Source organism: Nevskia soli DSM 19509 (assembly GCF_000711955.1).
Lineage (GTDB): Bacteria > Pseudomonadota > Gammaproteobacteria > Nevskiales > Nevskiaceae > Nevskia > Nevskia soli.
Genome location: NZ_KL543998.1, coordinates 93,471 through 111,903, shown reverse-complemented (window position 1 = coordinate 111,903; position 18,433 = coordinate 93,471). Strand labels below are relative to the sequence as shown.

The 18,433-nt window shown below is 65.0% G+C and carries 14 protein-coding genes, 1 pseudogene and 2 riboswitches; of the genes and pseudogenes, 13 read left to right on the top strand and 2 right to left on the bottom strand.

Translation table 11 applies throughout. The features are described 5' to 3' along the window. Together BP26_RS27030 and BP26_RS0123035 are read right to left on the bottom strand one after the other, a co-directional pair. On the bottom strand, positions 1–4,172 hold a 4,172-nt coding region (locus tag BP26_RS27030; protein ID WP_036517772.1), incomplete at its 3' end, for a beta strand repeat-containing protein. A 10-nt stretch (positions 4,173–4,182) separates the two neighbouring features. Further along, positions 4,183–5,754, bottom strand: a complete 1,572-nt coding sequence (locus BP26_RS0123035) for a ShlB/FhaC/HecB family hemolysin secretion/activation protein (protein WP_029922904.1) — start codon at positions 5,752–5,754, stop codon at positions 4,183–4,185. Positions 5,755–6,244: 490 nt separating this feature from the next. Beyond that, a riboswitch (glycine riboswitch) is annotated at positions 6,245–6,339 on the top strand. Beyond that, a riboswitch (glycine riboswitch) is annotated at positions 6,340–6,438 on the top strand. Positions 6,439–6,487: 49 nt separating this feature from the next. On the opposite strand from BP26_RS0123035, the gene gcvT reads away from it, so the two are divergent. The 13 genes and pseudogenes from gcvT to BP26_RS0122965 all read left to right on the top strand — a co-directional run bounded on the left by gcvT (position 6,488) and on the right by BP26_RS0122965 (position 18,332). Continuing rightward, positions 6,488–7,570, top strand: coding sequence for a glycine cleavage system aminomethyltransferase GcvT (gene gcvT / locus BP26_RS0123030; RefSeq protein ID WP_029922903.1), 1,083 nt, complete (start codon positions 6,488–6,490; stop codon positions 7,568–7,570). A gap of 65 nt (positions 7,571–7,635) precedes the next feature. Continuing rightward, positions 7,636–8,025, top strand: coding sequence for a glycine cleavage system protein GcvH (gcvH, locus tag BP26_RS0123025; protein WP_029922902.1), 390 nt, complete (start codon positions 7,636–7,638; stop codon positions 8,023–8,025). 114 nt (positions 8,026–8,139) lie between these two features. Beyond that, positions 8,140–9,501, top strand: coding sequence for an aminomethyl-transferring glycine dehydrogenase subunit GcvPA (gcvPA, locus tag BP26_RS0123020; protein WP_029922901.1), 1,362 nt, complete (start codon positions 8,140–8,142; stop codon positions 9,499–9,501). 22 nt (positions 9,502–9,523) lie between these two features. After that, positions 9,524–10,024, top strand: coding sequence for a thiol peroxidase (gene tpx / locus BP26_RS0123015; protein ID WP_029922900.1), 501 nt, complete (start codon positions 9,524–9,526; stop codon positions 10,022–10,024). Between the two features lie 59 nt (positions 10,025–10,083). Continuing rightward, positions 10,084–11,544: an aminomethyl-transferring glycine dehydrogenase subunit GcvPB gene (gcvPB, locus tag BP26_RS0123010; protein ID WP_029922899.1), complete on the top strand. Its 1,461-nt coding sequence runs from the start codon at positions 10,084–10,086 to the stop codon at positions 11,542–11,544. A 26-nt stretch (positions 11,545–11,570) separates the two neighbouring features. Next, positions 11,571–11,930, top strand: coding sequence for a diacylglycerol kinase (locus BP26_RS0123005; RefSeq protein WP_029922898.1), 360 nt, complete (start codon positions 11,571–11,573; stop codon positions 11,928–11,930). After that, complete coding sequence (locus tag BP26_RS0123000; protein WP_029922897.1) at positions 11,930–12,475, top strand: HD domain-containing protein; 546 nt, start codon at positions 11,930–11,932, stop codon at positions 12,473–12,475. The genes BP26_RS0123005 and BP26_RS0123000 overlap by 1 nt, the downstream gene beginning before the upstream one ends. Positions 12,476–12,544: 69 nt before the next feature. Continuing rightward, on the top strand, positions 12,545–13,489 hold the full coding sequence (locus BP26_RS0122995) for a carbohydrate kinase family protein (RefSeq protein ID WP_029922896.1): 945 nt from the start codon (positions 12,545–12,547) through the stop codon (positions 13,487–13,489). A 178-nt stretch (positions 13,490–13,667) separates the two neighbouring features. Further along, positions 13,668–14,357 carry a DUF4124 domain-containing protein gene (locus tag BP26_RS0122985; RefSeq protein WP_084183357.1) on the top strand — a complete coding sequence of 230 codons (690 nt, stop codon included), beginning with the start codon at positions 13,668–13,670 and terminating at the stop codon, positions 14,355–14,357. Positions 14,358–14,396: 39 nt separating this feature from the next. Next, positions 14,397–15,596 (top strand): ankyrin repeat domain-containing protein, encoded by a 1,200-nt coding sequence (locus tag BP26_RS0122980; RefSeq protein WP_029922893.1) that lies wholly within the window; start codon positions 14,397–14,399, stop codon positions 15,594–15,596. A 424-nt stretch (positions 15,597–16,020) separates the two neighbouring features. Continuing rightward, positions 16,021–17,253 carry a PQQ-dependent sugar dehydrogenase gene (locus BP26_RS0122975; RefSeq protein WP_157572720.1) on the top strand — a complete coding sequence of 411 codons (1,233 nt, stop codon included), beginning with the start codon at positions 16,021–16,023 and terminating at the stop codon, positions 17,251–17,253. A 78-nt stretch (positions 17,254–17,331) separates the two neighbouring features. Then, positions 17,332–17,622, top strand: a pseudogene (locus BP26_RS0122970) (FmdB family zinc ribbon protein); the annotation flags it as partial. A 95-nt stretch (positions 17,623–17,717) separates the two neighbouring features. Next, on the top strand, positions 17,718–18,332 hold the full coding sequence (locus BP26_RS0122965) for a DUF502 domain-containing protein (RefSeq protein WP_029922890.1): 615 nt from the start codon (positions 17,718–17,720) through the stop codon (positions 18,330–18,332). Positions 18,333–18,433: the final 101 nt, after the last annotated feature.

The window sequence follows — 18,433 nt, the reverse complement described above, 5'->3', positions numbered from 1 at the left end:
GTGACGAGTATCGAAGCCGCTCCCTTGTTCGCCCTCAGGTCCTGGGTCTGGATGCCGCCGCCGCCGTCGTGAATCACGATGTCGCCGAGGGCGGTGACCGTGCCCACGGTGATTTTGCCGTTGGTGTCGGTGATGTTGATCGAGCTGCCGGAGTTGGTCGAGGTTAGGTCGCCGGCAGTGAGATCGCCATTGCCGGCGGACAGCGTGATGCTGCCGGCGGTGATCGCCGGGCCGGTGGTTTTAAGCGCGCCGGCTGCGGCAAGTTTCACCACGCCCAAGCTGCCGTCGGAACTGCCGCTCAGCGCGCCTACGCTGATGTTGCCGAAGCCGCTGCTGGTGACGGTGATGCCGTTGCCGGAGGTGTCGGTCAGGTCGCCGGTGCTGATATTGCCGTTGGTGACGACGGTATCGTTGATGTTGTTGCTGGTGCCGACGCTGGTGATGCTGATCGGACCGTCGGCGGTCACCTTGCCCAGTACGATGTTGCCGTTGACGCTGCTGACCGTAACGCTGCTGAAAGTGCCGGTGAGATCGCCGGTAGTGACGTCGCCGTTGCCCGCATTCAGGGTCATGACGCCCGCGGTGGTGGCGGCATGGCCGGGGCCGCCGATGTCGATGCCGCCGGAAGACTCGATGTCCAGGGTGCCGAGGGTGCCGCTATTGGCGTTCACCGTGCCGGTCTTGACGTTGCCGCCGGTGCCGACAGTGGTGATGAAGATGTTATCGGCCGAGAACAGGTTGCCGGTATTGATGCCGCCGTTGCTGTCGTACAGGGCCAGTCCGCCGTCTTCGGAATGCACCGTGCCCAGCGTCATGGTGCCGCCATAATCGCTGATGCTGAGTCCGAAAACCCGGTTGGTGAGATCGCCGGTAGTGAGATCGCCGTTGGCCGCGGAAAGACTGATCTGATTGGCGATGATGCCGGTGCCGTTGGTGGTCAGGCCTCCGGCGGAACTGAGCGTGACGAAGCTCAGGCCGCCGCCAGGCGCGGACAACTGGCCGACGCTGATGTCGCCGCTGGTATTGGTCGATACGCTGATGGCGCCGCCGTCGATGACGGTGAGCGTGCCGGCGCCGACATTGCCGCTGAAGGCTTTCAGGTCAATGTTGCCGCGCAGACCGCCGACGAAAGCGCTGGCATGGGTGTCGATATCGCCGGTGGTGATCCCGCCCTTGCCGTTGTACAGCGTCACGCCGGCGTCGGTGGAGATTCCGCTGTCGGCGTTGCCGCCGCTGTTGCTGGCGCTGGTGCTGATCGTCCCGGCCACAAGCAGTTCGCCGCCGAGCTGGGTGGAGAAACGGCTGCTGTTGGCCTCGAGCTGGATATAAGCGTCCAAGAAACTGCCGCTGGCGAACGCGCTGGTGGTGATGCTGCCGGTGCTGATGCCCCCCGCCGCATAGGCGGTGATGACAGCCGAGACACTGCCGTCGCTGGAACTGGCGCTGGCGGAGAGCTTGCCGACGGCAATGCTGCCGCCGGAATCGTTGAGGATGATCCCCCCCCGGGTAGCGGTGATATTTCCGGCACTGAGGTTGCCGTTGCCGGCACCCAGGCTGATGCCGCGCGCCACGATGTCGCTGCCGCCGATGGTCACGCCGCCGTAGGCACTGACGTCGACGAAGGACAGTTCGTTGCCGCTGCCGCCGGACAGGGCGCCCAGCGTGATGTTTCCGCTGCCGCTGCTGGTGGAAGCCGAGATCGAACCGTTCAGCGCCGTCAGGTTGCCGGCTTTGATATCGCCGCCGACGTCGTTGAGGCTGATGTAGTCTGTAGCCGAAACGTCGCCCAGTGTCAGATTGCCGCCGTAATCGGTGACTGAAAATGCGCCTGAGGAAACATTGATGTTTCCGGCTTTGAGATCGCCATGCCCGGCAAAGAGGTTGATGGAAGAGGCGGCGATGTCGCTTGCCACGGTCAAGCCGCCGTAGGCATCCACGGTGACGGAAGTCAGTGCGTTGCCAGGGGCGCCGCCGCCGGAGAGCGTGCCGAGCGTGATGTCTCCGTTACTCGCCGGGAGCAACTGGTTGTTGGTCGCTTGCGCGCTGACATTGATCGAGCTGTTGGTGGCGGTCAGCGCTCCGGTGATGACGTTGCCGCCATAGGCGGTGATGTCGATGTCGTTGTTTCCGCCGGGTCCGGGGTCATGGGTGGTCAGAGCGCCCAGGGCAGTGATCGAGCCGGCGCTATTGCTCAGGGAAATCGTCGCGGTGTTGAAGCCGTTGGCGCCTTTGGCGGTCGTGCTGATGGGGCCGTTGATCAGCAGATCGCCCCCGGGCTGGCTGAAGTCATTGGCGAACAGGATCACGTTGCCGTTGGAACTGCTCTGGAAAGTCCCTGTTGCTTCGGCATCGGTGGTGACACTGCCCACTTCGATGCCGGCCGAGGAGCGCACGGTGATGCTGGCGTCGCCGCCATAGCTGCCGATATAGGTGCTCGAGAGATTGCCCAGCTTGATGCCGCCGGCATCGGCCTCGACACTGATCGAGCCGGAGATCGTGGTGATGTCCCCGCCCGTGATGGTGCCGGCACTGCTGCTGACGACGACGTCGCCGCTCTTGGTGCTCAGGGCGCCGAAGCTGAGGTTGCCGACACCTGAAGTGAGGTTGATGCCGCCGCGCTCGGCGGTGATGGTGCCTGCAGTGATCCCGCCCAGGCCCTGCACCTGGATGTTGCCGGCGATCAGGTTCCCCACTTTTACGGTGCCGCCGCCGCTGCCGGCGTCGATGCGCAGGCCGCCGTAGACGCTGATGGTATTGGCGGTGTTGGCAAACAGGATGCTGCCGCTGTTGCCTTCGACATAGCCGTTGTTGGGATCAATGGTGCCGATCCCCAGCAGCAGCGAGCCGCCATAGCCAACCGGGTTCACGCCGTCGAGCGTGCCGTCGCTCAGGTTCGCCAGCGTGATGCTGTTGGTGGCGACGAGCTGCATGTCGGTGCCGTTTTTCAGCTGGTTCTCGACAAATTTCTCGAATACCGTGGCGCTGCTGCTGGCGCCGGTGCCGTCCGCAATCGTCAGGTCGGTCGGATCGATCAGCAAGGTGCCGCCGCTGCCCAGGTTGACGTTGCCGCGCACCACCAGCTTGCCGTGGCCGGAAAGCTCCGCTGCGCCGCCCTTGCCGGAGCTGCCATGAGCTTCGATGGACGAGCCCGCCGCGGTGGTGAGCGTGCCATCCGCCACGACCCGGATCTTGCCGCCAGTGCTGCCCGAAGCCAGGATCTGCGCCGTGGGCTCGATCGCGATATTCCGATCGCCCGCAATGGCCACCGTCCCGCCGGACCCGGTGGCGCTGCTGGCATCCAGCGTCCCACTGTCGGCGATATCGCCGCCCGAAGCGGTCAGCTCGATCTCGCCATTGTGGCTGGCGATGCCTTGCGCGCGGACCAGGCCGGAGTTGTTGACGGCGCTGCCCACCAGGTCGTGCGCCGTCTTCGCCGTCATCACCACCCGGCCGCCGTCGGCGATGATCTGTCCGGCGTTGTCGACGCCGGCCTTCTGCGCCAGCGTGGCCTTGTCCACCGCGAAACTTACCAGCCCGCTGTTGCCCAGCTCCAGCGTCGTCGCCGAGCCGCTGGCCAGCACCACCTGGCCCAGCTTCGCCTGGATGATCCCGGTGTTCTTGACGTAATCGCCGGCCAGCACGACGAAACCGCCATCGCCGGTCTTGATCGTGCCGCCGTTGACCACACTCGAACCGGGCGTACTGCCGCCGGCAAAAACGTAGTGGCCGGAGAGAAAGTCCGCATCCTTGATATTCATCGTCGAGGCGACCAGGCCGCCGACGTCGAGCTGGGCCCCCGGCGCAAACAGCACACCGTTCGGGTTGATCAGGAACACCCGCCCGTTGGCGCTGAGACTGCCGAAAATCTCCGACGGCGAGCCGCCGATCACCCGGTTCAGCACCACGCTGCTGGAGGACGGCTGGATGAACTGCACGTACTCGTTGCCGCCGATGTTGAACTGCTGCCAGTTGATGATGGCCGAGTTCGAACCCTGGTGAATCACCGTGCTGGTGGGCGAGGGGTTGCCGATGGTGGCCTGGCCTCCCACCACCACGCCGCCGGTTGGCCCGGCCAGGGCCAGCCCCGGCAGCAGCAGGGATGCCACGGCGAAACTGCGGGCAATCGCGGCCGGAATCGGCAGGCGGACGAGACGCGGAGCGTATTGGGTCATGACGTATGCCTCAGAAGCCGGCCGACAGGGAGGCGTAGACGCGACCATCGTCGCGGCCATCGCTCACCGGGGTGCTGTCCAGGGGATGGGTCCAGTCGACCTTCAGGTCGAAGGTGCGGTAGATCAGGTCCGCGCCCAGGCCGGCGCTGGTCAGGCTGTTGCTGTCGCTGGGCGCCGGGGCGAAGTGCTTGGCCCTGACCAGGCCGGTATCCCCGAAAACGCGCGGCACCAGGCTCACCGGCCCCCAGACGAACGGACGGCGCAGGGTCAGCTGGGCGAAGAAGCCCCGGTCGCCGCGGGCTTCCGACGAGGGAAAGCCGCGCACCGAGGTGGGGCCGCCGATGGAAAACTGCTCCGTATCGGCCAGCGGGTCCGGCGAATACACCGCATCCACCTGGCCCAACAGCTGGAAACGGGCCGGCAGCGGCTGCAAGTGCTGCACGTCGATCTCGACCCGCACCCGCTCGTGATTCAGGTCCGCCGGGAATTTGTTGGCGTCCGCGGCGGTATTTTCGCTGAAATTGGTGTGGATGCTGGCGATATATTGGGTGACCGCCGAGTTTTGCCAGATATGGGCGTAGTTCAGGCCCAGGTTGAGCAGGTTGATATTGGTTTCACTCAGCGACAGGCTGCCCAGGAAATCGGCATTGCCGTCCGTGTGCAGGAAGCCCAGGCTGGTGACGAAAGTGTCCGTCGAGGTCCGCAGCCAGGGCTGGATCAGGCTCAACTGGAGGTTGTTGTTCTTGCCGTTGACCTCGCTGCCGGCGAGAGGCTCGGTCTTGAAATAGGCATGGCCGTAATTGATGTCGAAGCGCAGGCCGCTGAAATTGAGCGGGACGCTGTAATCGACGTAACCGTAGTTCAGGCCGTTGTTGGTGGAGTGGGTGCCCAGCACCTGCAACTGGTCAGCCACGCCGAACGGGTTGTTCAAGGTCACCGAGGCGGAGACGCGATACTCGCCGGAATCCTTGCGGCCGTAGTTGTCGACCACCACGTAGCCGTCGATCGGGTCTTCCTGCACTTTCACCGTGACATCGCTGGTGCCGTAGTCGGCGCCCGGCTGGATCACCGCGCGGGCGGCCAGGCCGGGCAGGGCATTCAACATCTGCAGGTCATGCTCCAGCGGCGGCGCCTGGTAGACGTCCTTGGGATGGGTGCGGCTGACGAAGCCGCCGAGGATGTCGTTGTGATAGTGGTGATTGCCTTCGAAGGCGATCTTGCCGATGCGGCCCTCGATCACCTCCAGATGGACCACGCCATCCTTGATCTTCTGGGCGGGGACGTTGACGCTGGCCAGGGCGTAGCCCTTGCGCATGTAGAAATCGGCGACCCGATCGGCGGCCTCGTAGAGCTGGGCCAGGGTGATGGGCTTGCCGGTGTATTCCTCCACCAGCGGGAACAGTACATCCTCGCTGAACAGGGTGTTGCCGGAAAAGCTGAACGCGGAGACCACGATGGTGGCGCCCTGGGATGCACCGGCCGGCGCCGCGGGAGGCGGCGTGACGATGCCGGGGACGGCAAGCGGTGGTTGTAGCGCCGGAGGCTGTTTGAGGGTGTCGCCGATGGTGCCGGGGGTGGTCACTCCCGGCGGAGGTGGTGGCGTCGCCGGTGCGGCCTGTGCACAGACCGGCAGAATGCCGGCGCCCGCAAAGGCCAGAAGTCCACGTCCCCTTTTCCCTGCGTACATGCAACCCCCGAACGCAAATGATCCCTGGTCAGCCGCTTATGCAGCGCTGCGTACTCAACTTCGCATCCAAGCGACAAGTTGCGACTATAACGGGGCATTCGGGGGCATCCAACACCCATCTGAGGGGTATTTCACGGTTAATTTTCAGCCGCGAAACCCCCGGAAACCAAAGATGAATCCGCGTCTGCGACGCAGTCGACATTTTGGTTGCTCCGCGACCGCGGAATGCCGCGCCGATGTGAACCAGGACACAGTTCAGGCCGTGCGCGCCGGCTGGTCCTGGAGGCGGACCGGAATCCGCGGCCGCGCCCGAAAAATGCCCCGGGCGGCCCGGACAACCAATATTTCGCTTGGAAGCACCGGTTGCAGCCGTTATAGTGCCTGCAGCAGCTCTGCCGGAGAGACTGATCGTGCGAACGATCAGCGCCGAAGGCGCAAATCCGCCCGGAATCGCTCAGGCAAAAGGACGGCAGAGCAACAGTAAACTCTGGAGAGAGGTGGCGCTTCGACGCCATCCACCGATGGGGCAAGAGCGGTTGTCGGCGCTCTCAACTCTCAGGTAAGCAAGACAGAGGGGCGGTTCGACGCACATCGGCGCATATTTTCTCGACAGGGCCTTTCGAACCGCATGCTGAAGAAAACCGCATTACATGCCCACCACCAGGCCCTCGGCGCCAAGCTGGTCGATTTCGCCGGCTGGGACATGCCCATCCAGTACGCCTCCCAGCTGGACGAGCACCACGCGGTGCGCGCCGGCGCCGGCATGTTCGACGTGGCGCATATGGCGGCGGTGGACCTGCATGGCGCTCGCGCCCGCGAATTCCTGCGGCACCTGCTGGCCAACGATGTCGCCAAGCTGAAGGCGCCGGGCAAGGCCCTCTATTCCTGCATGCTGAACCCCGATGGCGGCGTCATCGACGACCTGATCGTCTATTTCGTCGCCGAGGATCTGTTCCGCCTGGTGGTCAACGCCGGCACCACCGACAAGGATCTGGCCTGGCTGCGCCAGCAGGCACCGGCCTACGGCGTGGAGATTCGCCATCGCCCCGACCTCGGCATCCTGGCGGTGCAGGGGCCCCAGGCGCGTGCTCATGTCGAGGCCTTGCTGCCGCCGGCGCTGGCTGAAAAGACCAGGGCCCTGACGCCGTTCAGCGCGGCCTGGGAAGGCGAGCTGTTCGTCGGCCGCACCGGCTATACCGGAGAGGATGGCTATGAGCTGATCCTGCCGCAGGTGCAGCTGGTGCAGTTCTGGACCACCCTGCAGGCGGCCGGAGTCAAGCCGGCCGGCCTCGGCGCCCGCGACACCCTGCGCCTGGAAGCCGGCATGAACCTGTACGGCCAGGATATGGACGACAGCGTCAGCCCGCTGGAATGCGGCCTGGCCTGGACCGTGGCCTTCACCCCGGAAGACCGCGACTTCATCGGCCGCAAGGCGCTGGAAGCGCAGAAGGCCGCGCCGCCGCGCAAGAGCGTGGGCCTGGTGCTGGAAGGCCGCGGCGTGCTGCGCGCCCACATGCCGGTGCGCGCCGCCAACGGCGCCCTCGGCGAAACCACCAGCGGCGGCTTCGCCCCGACCATGAAGGGCTCGATCGCCATGGCGCGCGTCGCCGGCAATGCGGTCGGCCCCTATGAAGTGGAAATCCGCGGCCAGTGGCTGCCGGCGCGCGAGGTCAAGCCACCGTTCGTGCGCAATGGCAAGGTGCTGGTGTAGCGAGTTGTTTCATCCCATTTCCGAGCCTCAACCCCGTTCCCGATCCCCATTCTGAGGAGAGTTTCATGAGCAAGGTCCCCGCCGATCTGAAGTACGTCAAGTCCCACGAGTGGGTGAAGAAGCTCCCCGACGGCACGGTGCTGATCGGCATCACCGACTATGCCCAGGGCTCGCTCGGCGACCTGGTGTTCGTCGAAGTGCCGAAGGTCGGCCGCAAGCTGGCGGCGGGCGAAGCCTGCGCCGTGGTGGAATCGGTGAAGGCCGCTTCTGATGTGTACGCACCCATCGCCGGCGAAGTGGTCGACGCCAATCCCAAGCTGGTCGACGCGCCGGAAACCCTCAACACCGATCCGTACGAAGCCGGCTGGCTGTGGAAACTGAAGCCGGCCAACGCCGCGGAAATCGACGGCCTGCTGGATGCGGCGGGCTACGAGAAAGTGCTGGCCGCGCTCTGACAAACAACAAGTGGTCAGTGGTTGGTGATTAGTGGCCAGTAAAAGCCATCCCGCCTTTGTTTTTCACTAACCACTAATCACTAACCACTAATCACTGCTTTCCGAGGTTTGCTGATGCCGTTTATTCCCCACACCGAGTCCGACGTTCGCGAGATGCTGGCGGCGATCGGTGCCCCGACCGCCGCTGCGTTGTTCGACGAGATTCCGCCGGAGCTGATCTGCAAGGGCCTGCAGGGCGTGCCCGAAGGCCTCGGCGAAATGGACATCGTGCGCCTGATGCAGGGCCGCGCGAAGCTGGATGGCCAGCCGCTCAACTTCATCGGCGCCGGCGCCTACGAGCACCACATCCCGGCGGCGGTGTGGGATATCACCACGCGCGGCGAGTTCTACTCCGCCTATACGCCGTACCAGGCCGAGGCCAGTCAGGGCACTTTGCAGCTGCTCTATGAATTCCAGAGCATGATGACCGCGCTGACCGGCATGGAAGTGAGCAACGCCTCCATGTACGACGGCGCCTCCGCCCTGGCCGAGGCGCTGCTGATGGCGGTGCGGTCCAATCCCAAGACCGGTGCGGTGCGCGTGCTGATGCCCAAGGCGGTGCACCCCTATTACCGCGAAGCGGTGCGGGCCATCACCGAGGCACTGGGCGTGGAATTGCTGCCGCTGGAGTTCGACGCGGCGCGCGGCGATACGCCGGCCGCACAGCTGAAGCAGTACGAAGGGCAGGAGATCAGCGCGCTGGTCATTCCCCAGCCGAATTTCTTCGGCGTGCTGGAGGATGTCGATGCGCTGACCGACTGGGCGCATGCCAATGGCGCCATGGTGGTGGGTGTGGTCAATCCGCTGTCGTTGGCACTGCTCAAGCCGCCCGGCGAGTGGGGCGCGAAAGGTGCGGACATCGTCTGCGGCGACGGCCAGCCCCTGGGCGCGCCGCTGTCCTCGGGCGGTCCGTACTTCGGCTTCCTTACCGCCAAGCAGCAGTTCGTGCGGCAGATGCCGGGCCGCATCGTCGGCCGCACCGTCGACGTCGACGGCAAGCCCGGCTTTACCCTGACCTTGCAGGCGCGTGAGCAGCACATCCGCCGCTCCAAGGCCACCTCGAATATCTGCACCAACCAGGGCCTGCTGGTCACCGCGGCCACCATCCATATGTCGATGCTCGGCGCCGAGGGCCTGGCCCGCGTCGGTGCGCATAGCGTCAGCAACACGCAGGCGCTGGTGCGGAAGCTCGGCGCCATTCCCGGCGTCGAAGTGGTGTTTGCCGGCGATCGTTTCCATGAGGCGGTGATCCGCCTGCCGCGCCCGGTGGCGCCGCTGCTGGAAAAGCTGGCCAAGCAGGATATCCTCGGCGGTTTCGACCTGGGCAGGCACTACCCCGAACTGGGCAATGCCGTGCTGGTCTGCGCCACCGAGACCAAGAGCGAGGCCGATCTGGATCGCTACGCCGATGCGCTGCGCAAGCTGCTGAGCCAATAGACGAACGAAGAGGAGATACCCGATGGCCACCGTTACGCGGCGCGGTACCCCGATGCAGACTTCCGGCGAGTTGCCCAAGCCGGGCAGCGAGATTCCCGGATTCCGGCTGGTCGATGTCGACCTCAAGGACGTGACGCTGCACGACTATGCCGGCAAGCGCAAAGTGCTGAACATCTTCCCCTCGATCGACACGCCGACCTGCGCCATGTCGGTGCGCAAGTTCAACGAGCAGGCGGCGAAGCTGAGCAACACCGTGGTGCTGTGCATCTCGGCCGACCTGCCGTTCGCGCAGAAGCGCTTTTGCGGCGCGGAAGGCATCAGCAACGTCGTGACCCTGTCGCTGATGCGCGGCCGCAACTTCGCCAAGGACTACGGCGTGCTGCTCGAGGACGGCCCGCTGGCCGGCCTCACCGCCCGCGCCGTGGTGGTGCTGGATACCGACAACAAGGTGCTGCATTCCGAGTTGGTCGGCGAGATCGCCAACGAGCCGGACTACGAAGCGGCCTTGAAAGTACTGGGTTGAGCTGCGCGTCATTCCAAGCCGGCGGCCGCAGTGCCGCCTCATGAATCGTATTGAGAGCCATGTCTGAAAAGCTGATCTTCGAAGTTTCCCGCGACGGCCGCCGTGCCACAGCGCAGAGCCCCACAGCCGCCATCGAAGCGGCCCTCCCGGAAAAGCTGCGCCGCAAGACCGCGCCGGCCCTGCCGCAGGTGTCCGAGTTGCAGGCGGTGCGCCACTACACGCGCCTGTCGCAGCTGAACTTCAGCATCGACACGCATTTCTACCCCTTGGGTAGCTGCACCATGAAATACAACCCGCGCGCCTGCAACAAGCTGGCGATGCTGCCGGAGTTCCTCGGCCGTCATCCGCTGGCGCCGGAATCGCACAGCCAGGGCTTCCTCGGCTGCATGTACGAGCTGCAGGAAATCCTCAAGGAAGTCACCGGCATGGCCGGTGTGTCGCTGACGCCGATGGCCGGCGCGCAGGGCGAGTTTGCCGGCGTGGCGATGATCCGCGCCTACCACCGGGCGCGCAACGACCTGGGCCGCACCGAGATCCTGGTGCCGAACGCTGCGCACGGCACCAATCCGGCCACCGCCACCATGCTCGGCATGACGGTGCGCGAGATCCCCACCGACGCCCAGGGCGACGTCGATATCGAGGCGCTCAAGGCCGCAGTCGGACCGCAGACGGCCGGCATCATGCTGACCAATCCTTCCACCCTCGGTGTATTCGAGCGCGAGATCGCCAAGATCGCCAAGATCGTGCACAAGGTCGGCGGCCTGCTGTATTACGACGGCGCCAACCTCAACGCCATCCTGGGCAAGGTGCGCCCGGGCGACATGGGCTTCGACGTCATCCACATGAACCTGCACAAGACCTTCAGCACGCCGCACGGCGGCGGTGGTCCGGGCGCCGGCGCGGTGGGCGTGTCCAAGCGCCTGCTGCCGTTCATGCCGATCCCCCTGGTCGGCAAGAAGGGCAGGAAGTACCGCTGGCTGGACGAGAAGGACCTGCCGCAGAGCATCGGCCGCCTGTCCACCTTCATGGGCAACGCCGGCGTGCTGCTGCGCGCCTACGTTTACGCCCGCATGCTGGGCCGCGAGGGCATGCACCGTGTCGCCGAATTCGCCACGCTCAACGCCAACTACCTGCAAACGCGCCTGCGCGAGCGCGGCTTCGACCTGGCTTTCCCGACGCGACGTGCCAGCCACGAGTTCATCGTCACCCTGAAGCGGCAGAAGCAGGAGATCGAGCTTACCGCCACCGATATGGCCAAGCGCCTGCTCGACTACGGCTTCCACGCGCCGACCGTCTACTTCCCGCTGCTGGTGCCCGAGTGCATGCTGATCGAGCCGACCGAGACCGAGGACAAGGAAACGCTGGACGCCTTCGTCGAAGCCCTCTGCGCCATCTGGGAAGAGGCGAAGAAGGACATCGCCTACGTCAAGGGCGCACCCTACACCATGCCGGTGCGGCGCCTGGACGATGTGCGTGCTGTGCGCCAGCTCGATATACGCTATAACCCAGCGGCGGCCTGATTCGCCGCAGGGCGGAGGGATAGGCGATGGCTGACGGCATCAAGGGCTGGGCGCGGTTGATACGGGCCACCCGGGTTTCGTACCTGGGGCTCGGCTGGGCCATCCGCCAGGAAGAGGCGTTCCGCATCGAGGCTGCCCTGGCTGTGCTGCTGGCGCCCCTGGCCCTGTGGTTCGGCCGTGGGGGCGTGCAGAAAGCCGTGTTGCTGATGTCGTTGATGGCCGTGCTGATCACCGAGCTGCTCAATACGGGCATCGAGGTCGCCATCGACCGCATCGGCCCCGAACGGCATATATTGTCGGGGCGGGCCAAGGACCTGGGCTCCGCCGCGGTGCACCTGTCCCTATTGCAGGTGCCCCTGGTCTGGGGCCTGGTACTGTTCGATTGATGGCCGCCTATCCGCCAATCACGCCGCAGATTCCGGCCGTGGAGTTGATCCTGCCGCAGTACCGGCAGGCACTGGGCGCGGATTACACCGCCTATCGCAACCACCTCTACCGGGTGCTGCATTTCTTCCGTGTCCTCAACGGCGAAGACCCGGCGGGCGAGGCGCGGGCCGCGGTCGCCGCCTGTTTCCACGATCTGGGCATCTGGACCGATCGTACGTTCGACTACATCGAGCCATCCGCCAAACTGGCCGAGACCTACCTGCGGGACCAGGGGCAGGGCGCCTGGATCGCCGAGGTGTTGCTGATGGTGCGGGAACACCACAAACTGACCAGGTACCGCGACGGTTCCCGCATCGAGGCGTTCCGCTGTGCCGACTGGCTGGATGTGAGTCTGGGGCTGGTGCGCTTCGGGGTGCCGGTCGATTACGTGCGGGAAGTGCGTGCGGCCTTTCCCAACGCCGGCTTTCACCGCCGGCTGCTGCAACTGGGCCTGCGGCGGCTGCTGACGCATCCCTGGAGTCCCATGCCGATGTTGAAGCTTTAGGCGTAAACCCCCACGATGGCCTGGGAATGGCGCCAGGATTCACCAACAAATAAAGGATAGAGATACGCGATGTCAGCCTTAATCTGCGGTTCGATGGCCTTCGACACCATCATGGTCTTCTCCGGCCAGTTCAAGAACGAAATCCTGCCGGACAAGGTGCACATCCTCAATGTGTCTTTCCTGGTGCCGAAGTTGCGCCGCGAGTTCGGCGGCACCGCCGGCAACATCGCCTACAACCTCAACCTGCTCGGCGGCGACGCCCTGCCCATGGCCACCATCGGCCATGACTTCGGGCCCTATGCCGCCTGGCTGGAGCAGCACGGCGTGCAGCAGCAGTTCCTGAAGACGGTGCCGGACGCCTACACCGCCCAGGCCTACATCACCACCGACCTGGACGACAACCAGATCACCGCCTTCCATCCCGGCGCGATGAGCTTCGCCCACACCCAGAGCATCGTGAAGAAGACCGACAAGGGCCCAGTCAAGATCGGCACCGTGTCGCCGGATGGCCGCGACGGCATGCTGCTGCATGCCACCCAGTTCGCCGATGCCGGCATTCCCTTCATCTTCGACCCGGGCCAGGGCTTGCCCATGTTCACGGGAGACGAGCTGAAGGACTTCATCAACAAGGCCAGCTACGTGGCGGTCAACGACTACGAGTCCGAGATCATCATGAGCCGCACCGGCTGGACCCTGAAGCAGATCGCCGAGCGCGTCGATGCGCTGATCGTCACCAGCGGCGGCAAGGGCTCGCACATCTTCGCCAAGAGCAAGGTGCACGAGATTCCCTGCGCCGCGGCCCATTCCCTGGCCGATCCCACCGGCTGCGGCGACGCCTACCGCGCCGGCCTGCTCTATGGCCTGCTGCGCGGCCTGGATTGGGAAACCACCGGCCGCGTCGCCTCCCTGATCGGAGCCATCAAGATCGAACGTCCAGGCCCGCAGAACCATACCTTCACCATGGAGCAGTTCCGCGCGCGCTTCAAGAAGGAATTCCGCTACGACCTGCTGTAGGCCGGATCGCAGCGAACAGGAAGCCGGGCTCTGCCCGGCTTTTTTGCATCCGCTATTCCAGCGATGCCACAGGGCCGACTGCGCCGCCTGACTTTTCCGGCAACCGTTGACTGTCGGACGCGGCCGGGCATCGTACGGGCCCGCTCCAGCCGGGCAATACGATCAAGTACCGGAATCCTTGTCCCTCAGCGCCCAAACAGTGCGCTGGATCACTTTTCGGTTCGCATTCTTCCGCGTGGTCTTGTTCAGTTTTTCCGACGTGGCGGTCATACTGGCGAAAAGGCGGGTCCGCTTGATTTGGGGAGCGGAAATCGCGGCGCAGCAGCTCAGCGGGGAAGTCATGGGCCGAATATTGCTGGTAGGGGCGGGGGTGCTTTGCATGCTGGGTTTTGTGCAGGCAACGGCGTCCGAAGTTTTCAAGTGGGTCGATAAAGACGGTACCGTGCACTACGGTGATCGGCCACCCGACAATGGCCCGGCCCAGCAGGTGAATACCTCGGCGCTGCCGCTGCCGCTGCAGAGCAGGCTACGCAGTCTCGATCCCTATTTCGTCATCACCAAGTTTGGCGGGAACATCAATATCGGCTACGTTTGCGGCGAGTTTGATCCCGACAGTGCCGGTGGCAATTCGCCCCAGTTTCCGGCGCAGGTCGAGGCCACCAATCTCGGTGTGATCCGCACCGGCACGGGTTTCGACAATAATCCCGGAACGCGCAACCGTTTTTATCCGGCTCGTTACGATTACGAGAAATGTCAGCGTCCTTCGTTCAGGGATGCGAGAAAAGTGCAGCGTTTCATGTATGAAATCCGCTTCAATGCGGACGCCGTGCGGGCATTCCAGGGGGCTTCCGCTTCCGATGGCCGTTGACGGCGAGCCGGGGGCGATCCGATTGAAGGAGGCTTTCCGGTGAGCCTGGGCCGCGTGATATTCATGGTCGTGTTTGCCGTGGTGGCGACCTGGGGCTGGATGGAGCATTCGCGCAGGGTTGAGGACGATCGCCTGGCCGCCGCACTGGAACATGCCACGACCATGGCCGTCGCCACCGTCAATCCGGCTTATCTGCGGTTTCAGCGTGAGCACCGCCGACCTCCGGACGGCAATGTCGAAGCCGGCTTGCCTCCGCCGGAAGATCCCTCATGGGAGGGTTACGACAGCGTGCAGTTGTACCCGAACGGGGATATCCGCTTCGAATTTCACGACAGGATACGGACATCCGCGCCGCGCTACGCCTATGTCTGGCGTTCTTCACAGCGTGTGGCGCCTGGTTCCATCAGTTGCGCGGTGCGCGGCATTCCCATGCGGATCCTCTCCGGCTTGAGGATGCGTTGCAACGTCGAAATCACCCAGGCAAGCGCGGATGAGTCCACCGACGCGTTGCCCCCAATTCCACGGGCGCCACCTCAACCAGCCGATCTGGTGTTGGCCGCTGTGGAGCGGGATGACCCCGCGGAACTGGTCCGGTTGCAGCAGACCGGCGCCAGTTTCTGCCAGGCGGATTCGATGAACCGCCTGGCGCTGGCAGAGGCGGCGCGTGGCGGTCAGATCAAGGCCCTGACTGTGTTGTTGGGCTCGGACTGTCCGATCGATGCGCTTGAACCGGCGACCGGCCGCAGTCCCTTGATGGTGGCCAGCGCTGCGCACGAAGTCGATGCGGTGGAGCTGTTGCTGCAGCACGGAGCCAATCCGGCATTGTCCGATGCACAGGGTGAAAGCGCCTGGATCCTGCTGGGGACAATCGGGCGCCAATCCGGCAATCCGGACATGAGGCTGCGGACGGAAATGCTGGCGCGCGGCGCGGACATTGAAGCGCGCAATGCCCAGGGGCAGACATTGTTGATGTCGGCGGCTTCTGCCGGCGCCTATGGCCTGGTGCAATGGCTTCTGGCACATGGCGCCAGCCTTGATGCTGAGGATGCCGCCGGACGAACCGCGCTGATGCATGCCGTGACGGCGGCGGCTGGCGAGAGTTCGCTGCCGATGTTGCTGCAGCACGGTGCCAGTCTCAAACTGACCGACAAGCAGGGACTGACTGCCGTGGCACTCGCCCAGCAGATCGGCGACCCTGATCGCAGGCGCAGGGTCGAGTGGCTGCTGTCCAGTAGATAGGTCGTTCCAGTCTGAAGCAACAATGGGAGATGGACTGAACTGACCCGGATTTAACTGACATCCTGAAATTGGGACGAAATCAAAGGAATCAGGCCCGAAAAAAATCCCGCTTCCCGGTTACTTTCATCCTGAGAGTGCCTTCCTCCGCCAGGCCGTCGTACCGGCCATCCAAGCCCGCCCGACCATCCCCACCGCTCACCGCATGCGTGCCAACAAAAAACCTTGGCACGCATGGCACGCATGGTGAAAAACGGGGTATTTCGGGGGCAGGTCGGATCAGGCGAAGTGGATCCGGCCCGGCCCTCGAACCTCCGCGAGCAAGCAGGATGACCCCTGCGCCGAAACGGCTGCTAAGCTCCGCTCACTCGAAAGGCCCGCGCTCCATGCACGGGCCCATACCGACCACGCGACGAGGACCGATGCGGTGATCAAAACAGGGATGTTGCGCCGGCTGGGGATTGCCGCCGGTTTGCTGCTGGCACTCGCGGCGAGCGCTTCCAGGGGAGCGGCACCCGCCGGGCAGTACGCCACGGCCGGCGACTGCGACGGCTTTCCGCGAACCGACCTGAAAGCCGCACCCGGCCTGTGCGTCGGCCTGGTAGCCACCCGCCTGGGCTTTGCCCGTGGAGTCGTCGCGCTGGGTACGGATGTTTACCTGGCCGACATGGGCGGTTGGCACAAGAAGCGCGGCCGCATCCTGCGGCTGCCGCAAGCCGGTCGCGGCAAGCCACAGGTGGTGCTCAGCGGCCTGGATGAGCCGAACGGCCTGGCGCCGGGCCCCGGCGGCAGCCTTTATGTCGGGGTTCTGGGCAAGGTGATCCGTTTCGACCCGAAGGCGGCCGATCCCGCAGGGACCGTGCGGGACGTCGTCATCGGCCTGCCCGATACCGGTCGCCATCCCCTGGCCGCCCTGGCGGTGGCGGCGGACGGCGCCCTGTTCATCAATGTGGGCTCCGCCACCGACCATTGTGAAAAGGCGGACGGCACCGCGCCGGATGCCGCGCAGCCTTGTCCGGAAACGGTCGCGGCTACCCCGCGCGGCACCATCCTGCGCCTGGTTCCGGGCGACACCGCAGTGGACGCCGCTACCGTCAAGCCCTACGCCAGCGGACTGCGCAACAGCATGGCCCTGGCGGTGCTGCCGGGTGGACAGTTGCTGGCCGCGAGCAATGCCCGCGACTACATCAATCGCGCCGATCCTGCGTTGTCGGACGAGGATTTGCCGCACGAGCCCCTGAACCGGATCGAGCAGGGCGCCGATTACGGCTGGCCGTATTGCTACGACGACCGGCTCCCCGGTCCCGAATATCCCAAGGCGGATTGCGCCGCGAAGCATCCGCCCACTCTGCTGCTGCCGCCCCATGCGGCGCCGCTGGGGATGCTGTTGTACCGGGGTAAGGGCCTGCCTGGCCTCGACGGGCGCCTCCTTATCGCCTATCACGGCTACCGCGCCAGGGGCCATCGCATCGTCAGCCTGGCGCTGGACGGGCAGGGCAAGCCGCAAGGGCAGCCGGAGGACGTGGTGGCCGGTTGGGATTATGCCGAGGGCGTCCATCCGCAGGGTTCGCCGGTTTCCTTATGGCAGATGGACGACGGCAGCGTGCTGATCAGCGAGGATCACAATGGCAGTCTGCTGCGGCTGGCGAAGGCGCATTGAAACGGGTGCGCGAGCCATGTCTTGAATTTAGGGGATTGGCGCCTAAAACAGGCTAAAATAGCCGACTGGAGGCACTCAATGCCGTTTTACGAATACGTTTGCACCAATTGCGGCGCCACGACGGAAATCCTGCAGAAGATTTCCGATCCGCCGGCGACCACCTGTCCCAAGTGCAATACCGAGGGACTGACCAAGCAGATTTCCGCAGCCGGCTTCCGCCTCAAGGGCGGCGGCTGGTATGAAACCGACTTCAAGTCCGGCGACAAGCGCAATCTGGTCGGCGCCAGCAGCGAATCGGCCTCGGCCGATGGCGCCAAGGCGGCGGCTGCGTCGGCGGGCAAGGGCAGTGCCGAGCCGGCCAAGGCCGCCGAGAGCAAGCCAGCCGAAACCAAGAGCAGCGACGGCAAGGGCGGCGGCGACAAGCCTGCCGCCGCTCCCCCCAAGCCGGCGGCAGCCCCGACCACATGATCCGCAAGTGGATCCTGGCCGGGCTGATGGTGTGGGTGCCCCTTGGCGCCACGCTGTTCGTGCTCAGCCTGATCTACAACGCCCTGGATTCCAGCTTCCTGCTGCCGCGGTCCTGGCGCTTTCCGGGATCGGGCGTGCTGCTCACCGCGGCGGTGCTGCTGGGTACCGGGGTGGTGGCGGCGAACTACCGCGGCGGCCAGTTCCTGGCCTGGGCCGAGCGCCTGCTCAACCATATCCCCCTGGTCCGCTCGCTATACGGCGGCACCAAGAAGCTGGCCGAAACCCTGTTTTCCGAGAATTCCAGCGCCTTCCGCAAGGTCGTACTGATCGAATGGCCGCGCAAGGGGCTGTGGTCGGTCGGCTTCCAGGCAGGAGAACCATTGCAGGAGGCCCGGGAAAAGACCGGGGTCGACATGGTCACTGTTTTCATCCCGACCACGCCCAATCCCACTTCGGGCTTCATCATGCAGGCCAGCCGGGACGAGGTGGTGGTGCTGGACATGAGCGTGGAAGAGGGCATGCGCTACATCATCTCGCTCGGAGTGGTCACCCCGGGCCAGCCTGCGCCGGCCAATGCGCCGACCCTGCCGCCGGCCAGCTCCACCCTTTAGATTTGTAAATTTGTGTGTTGACCGGGGGTTAGCCGGCCCGGTCGGACGCTTTCCGGCTACACGGGCGGGCGCCCGCAAGGCTACAATTCACCTTTGCTTGT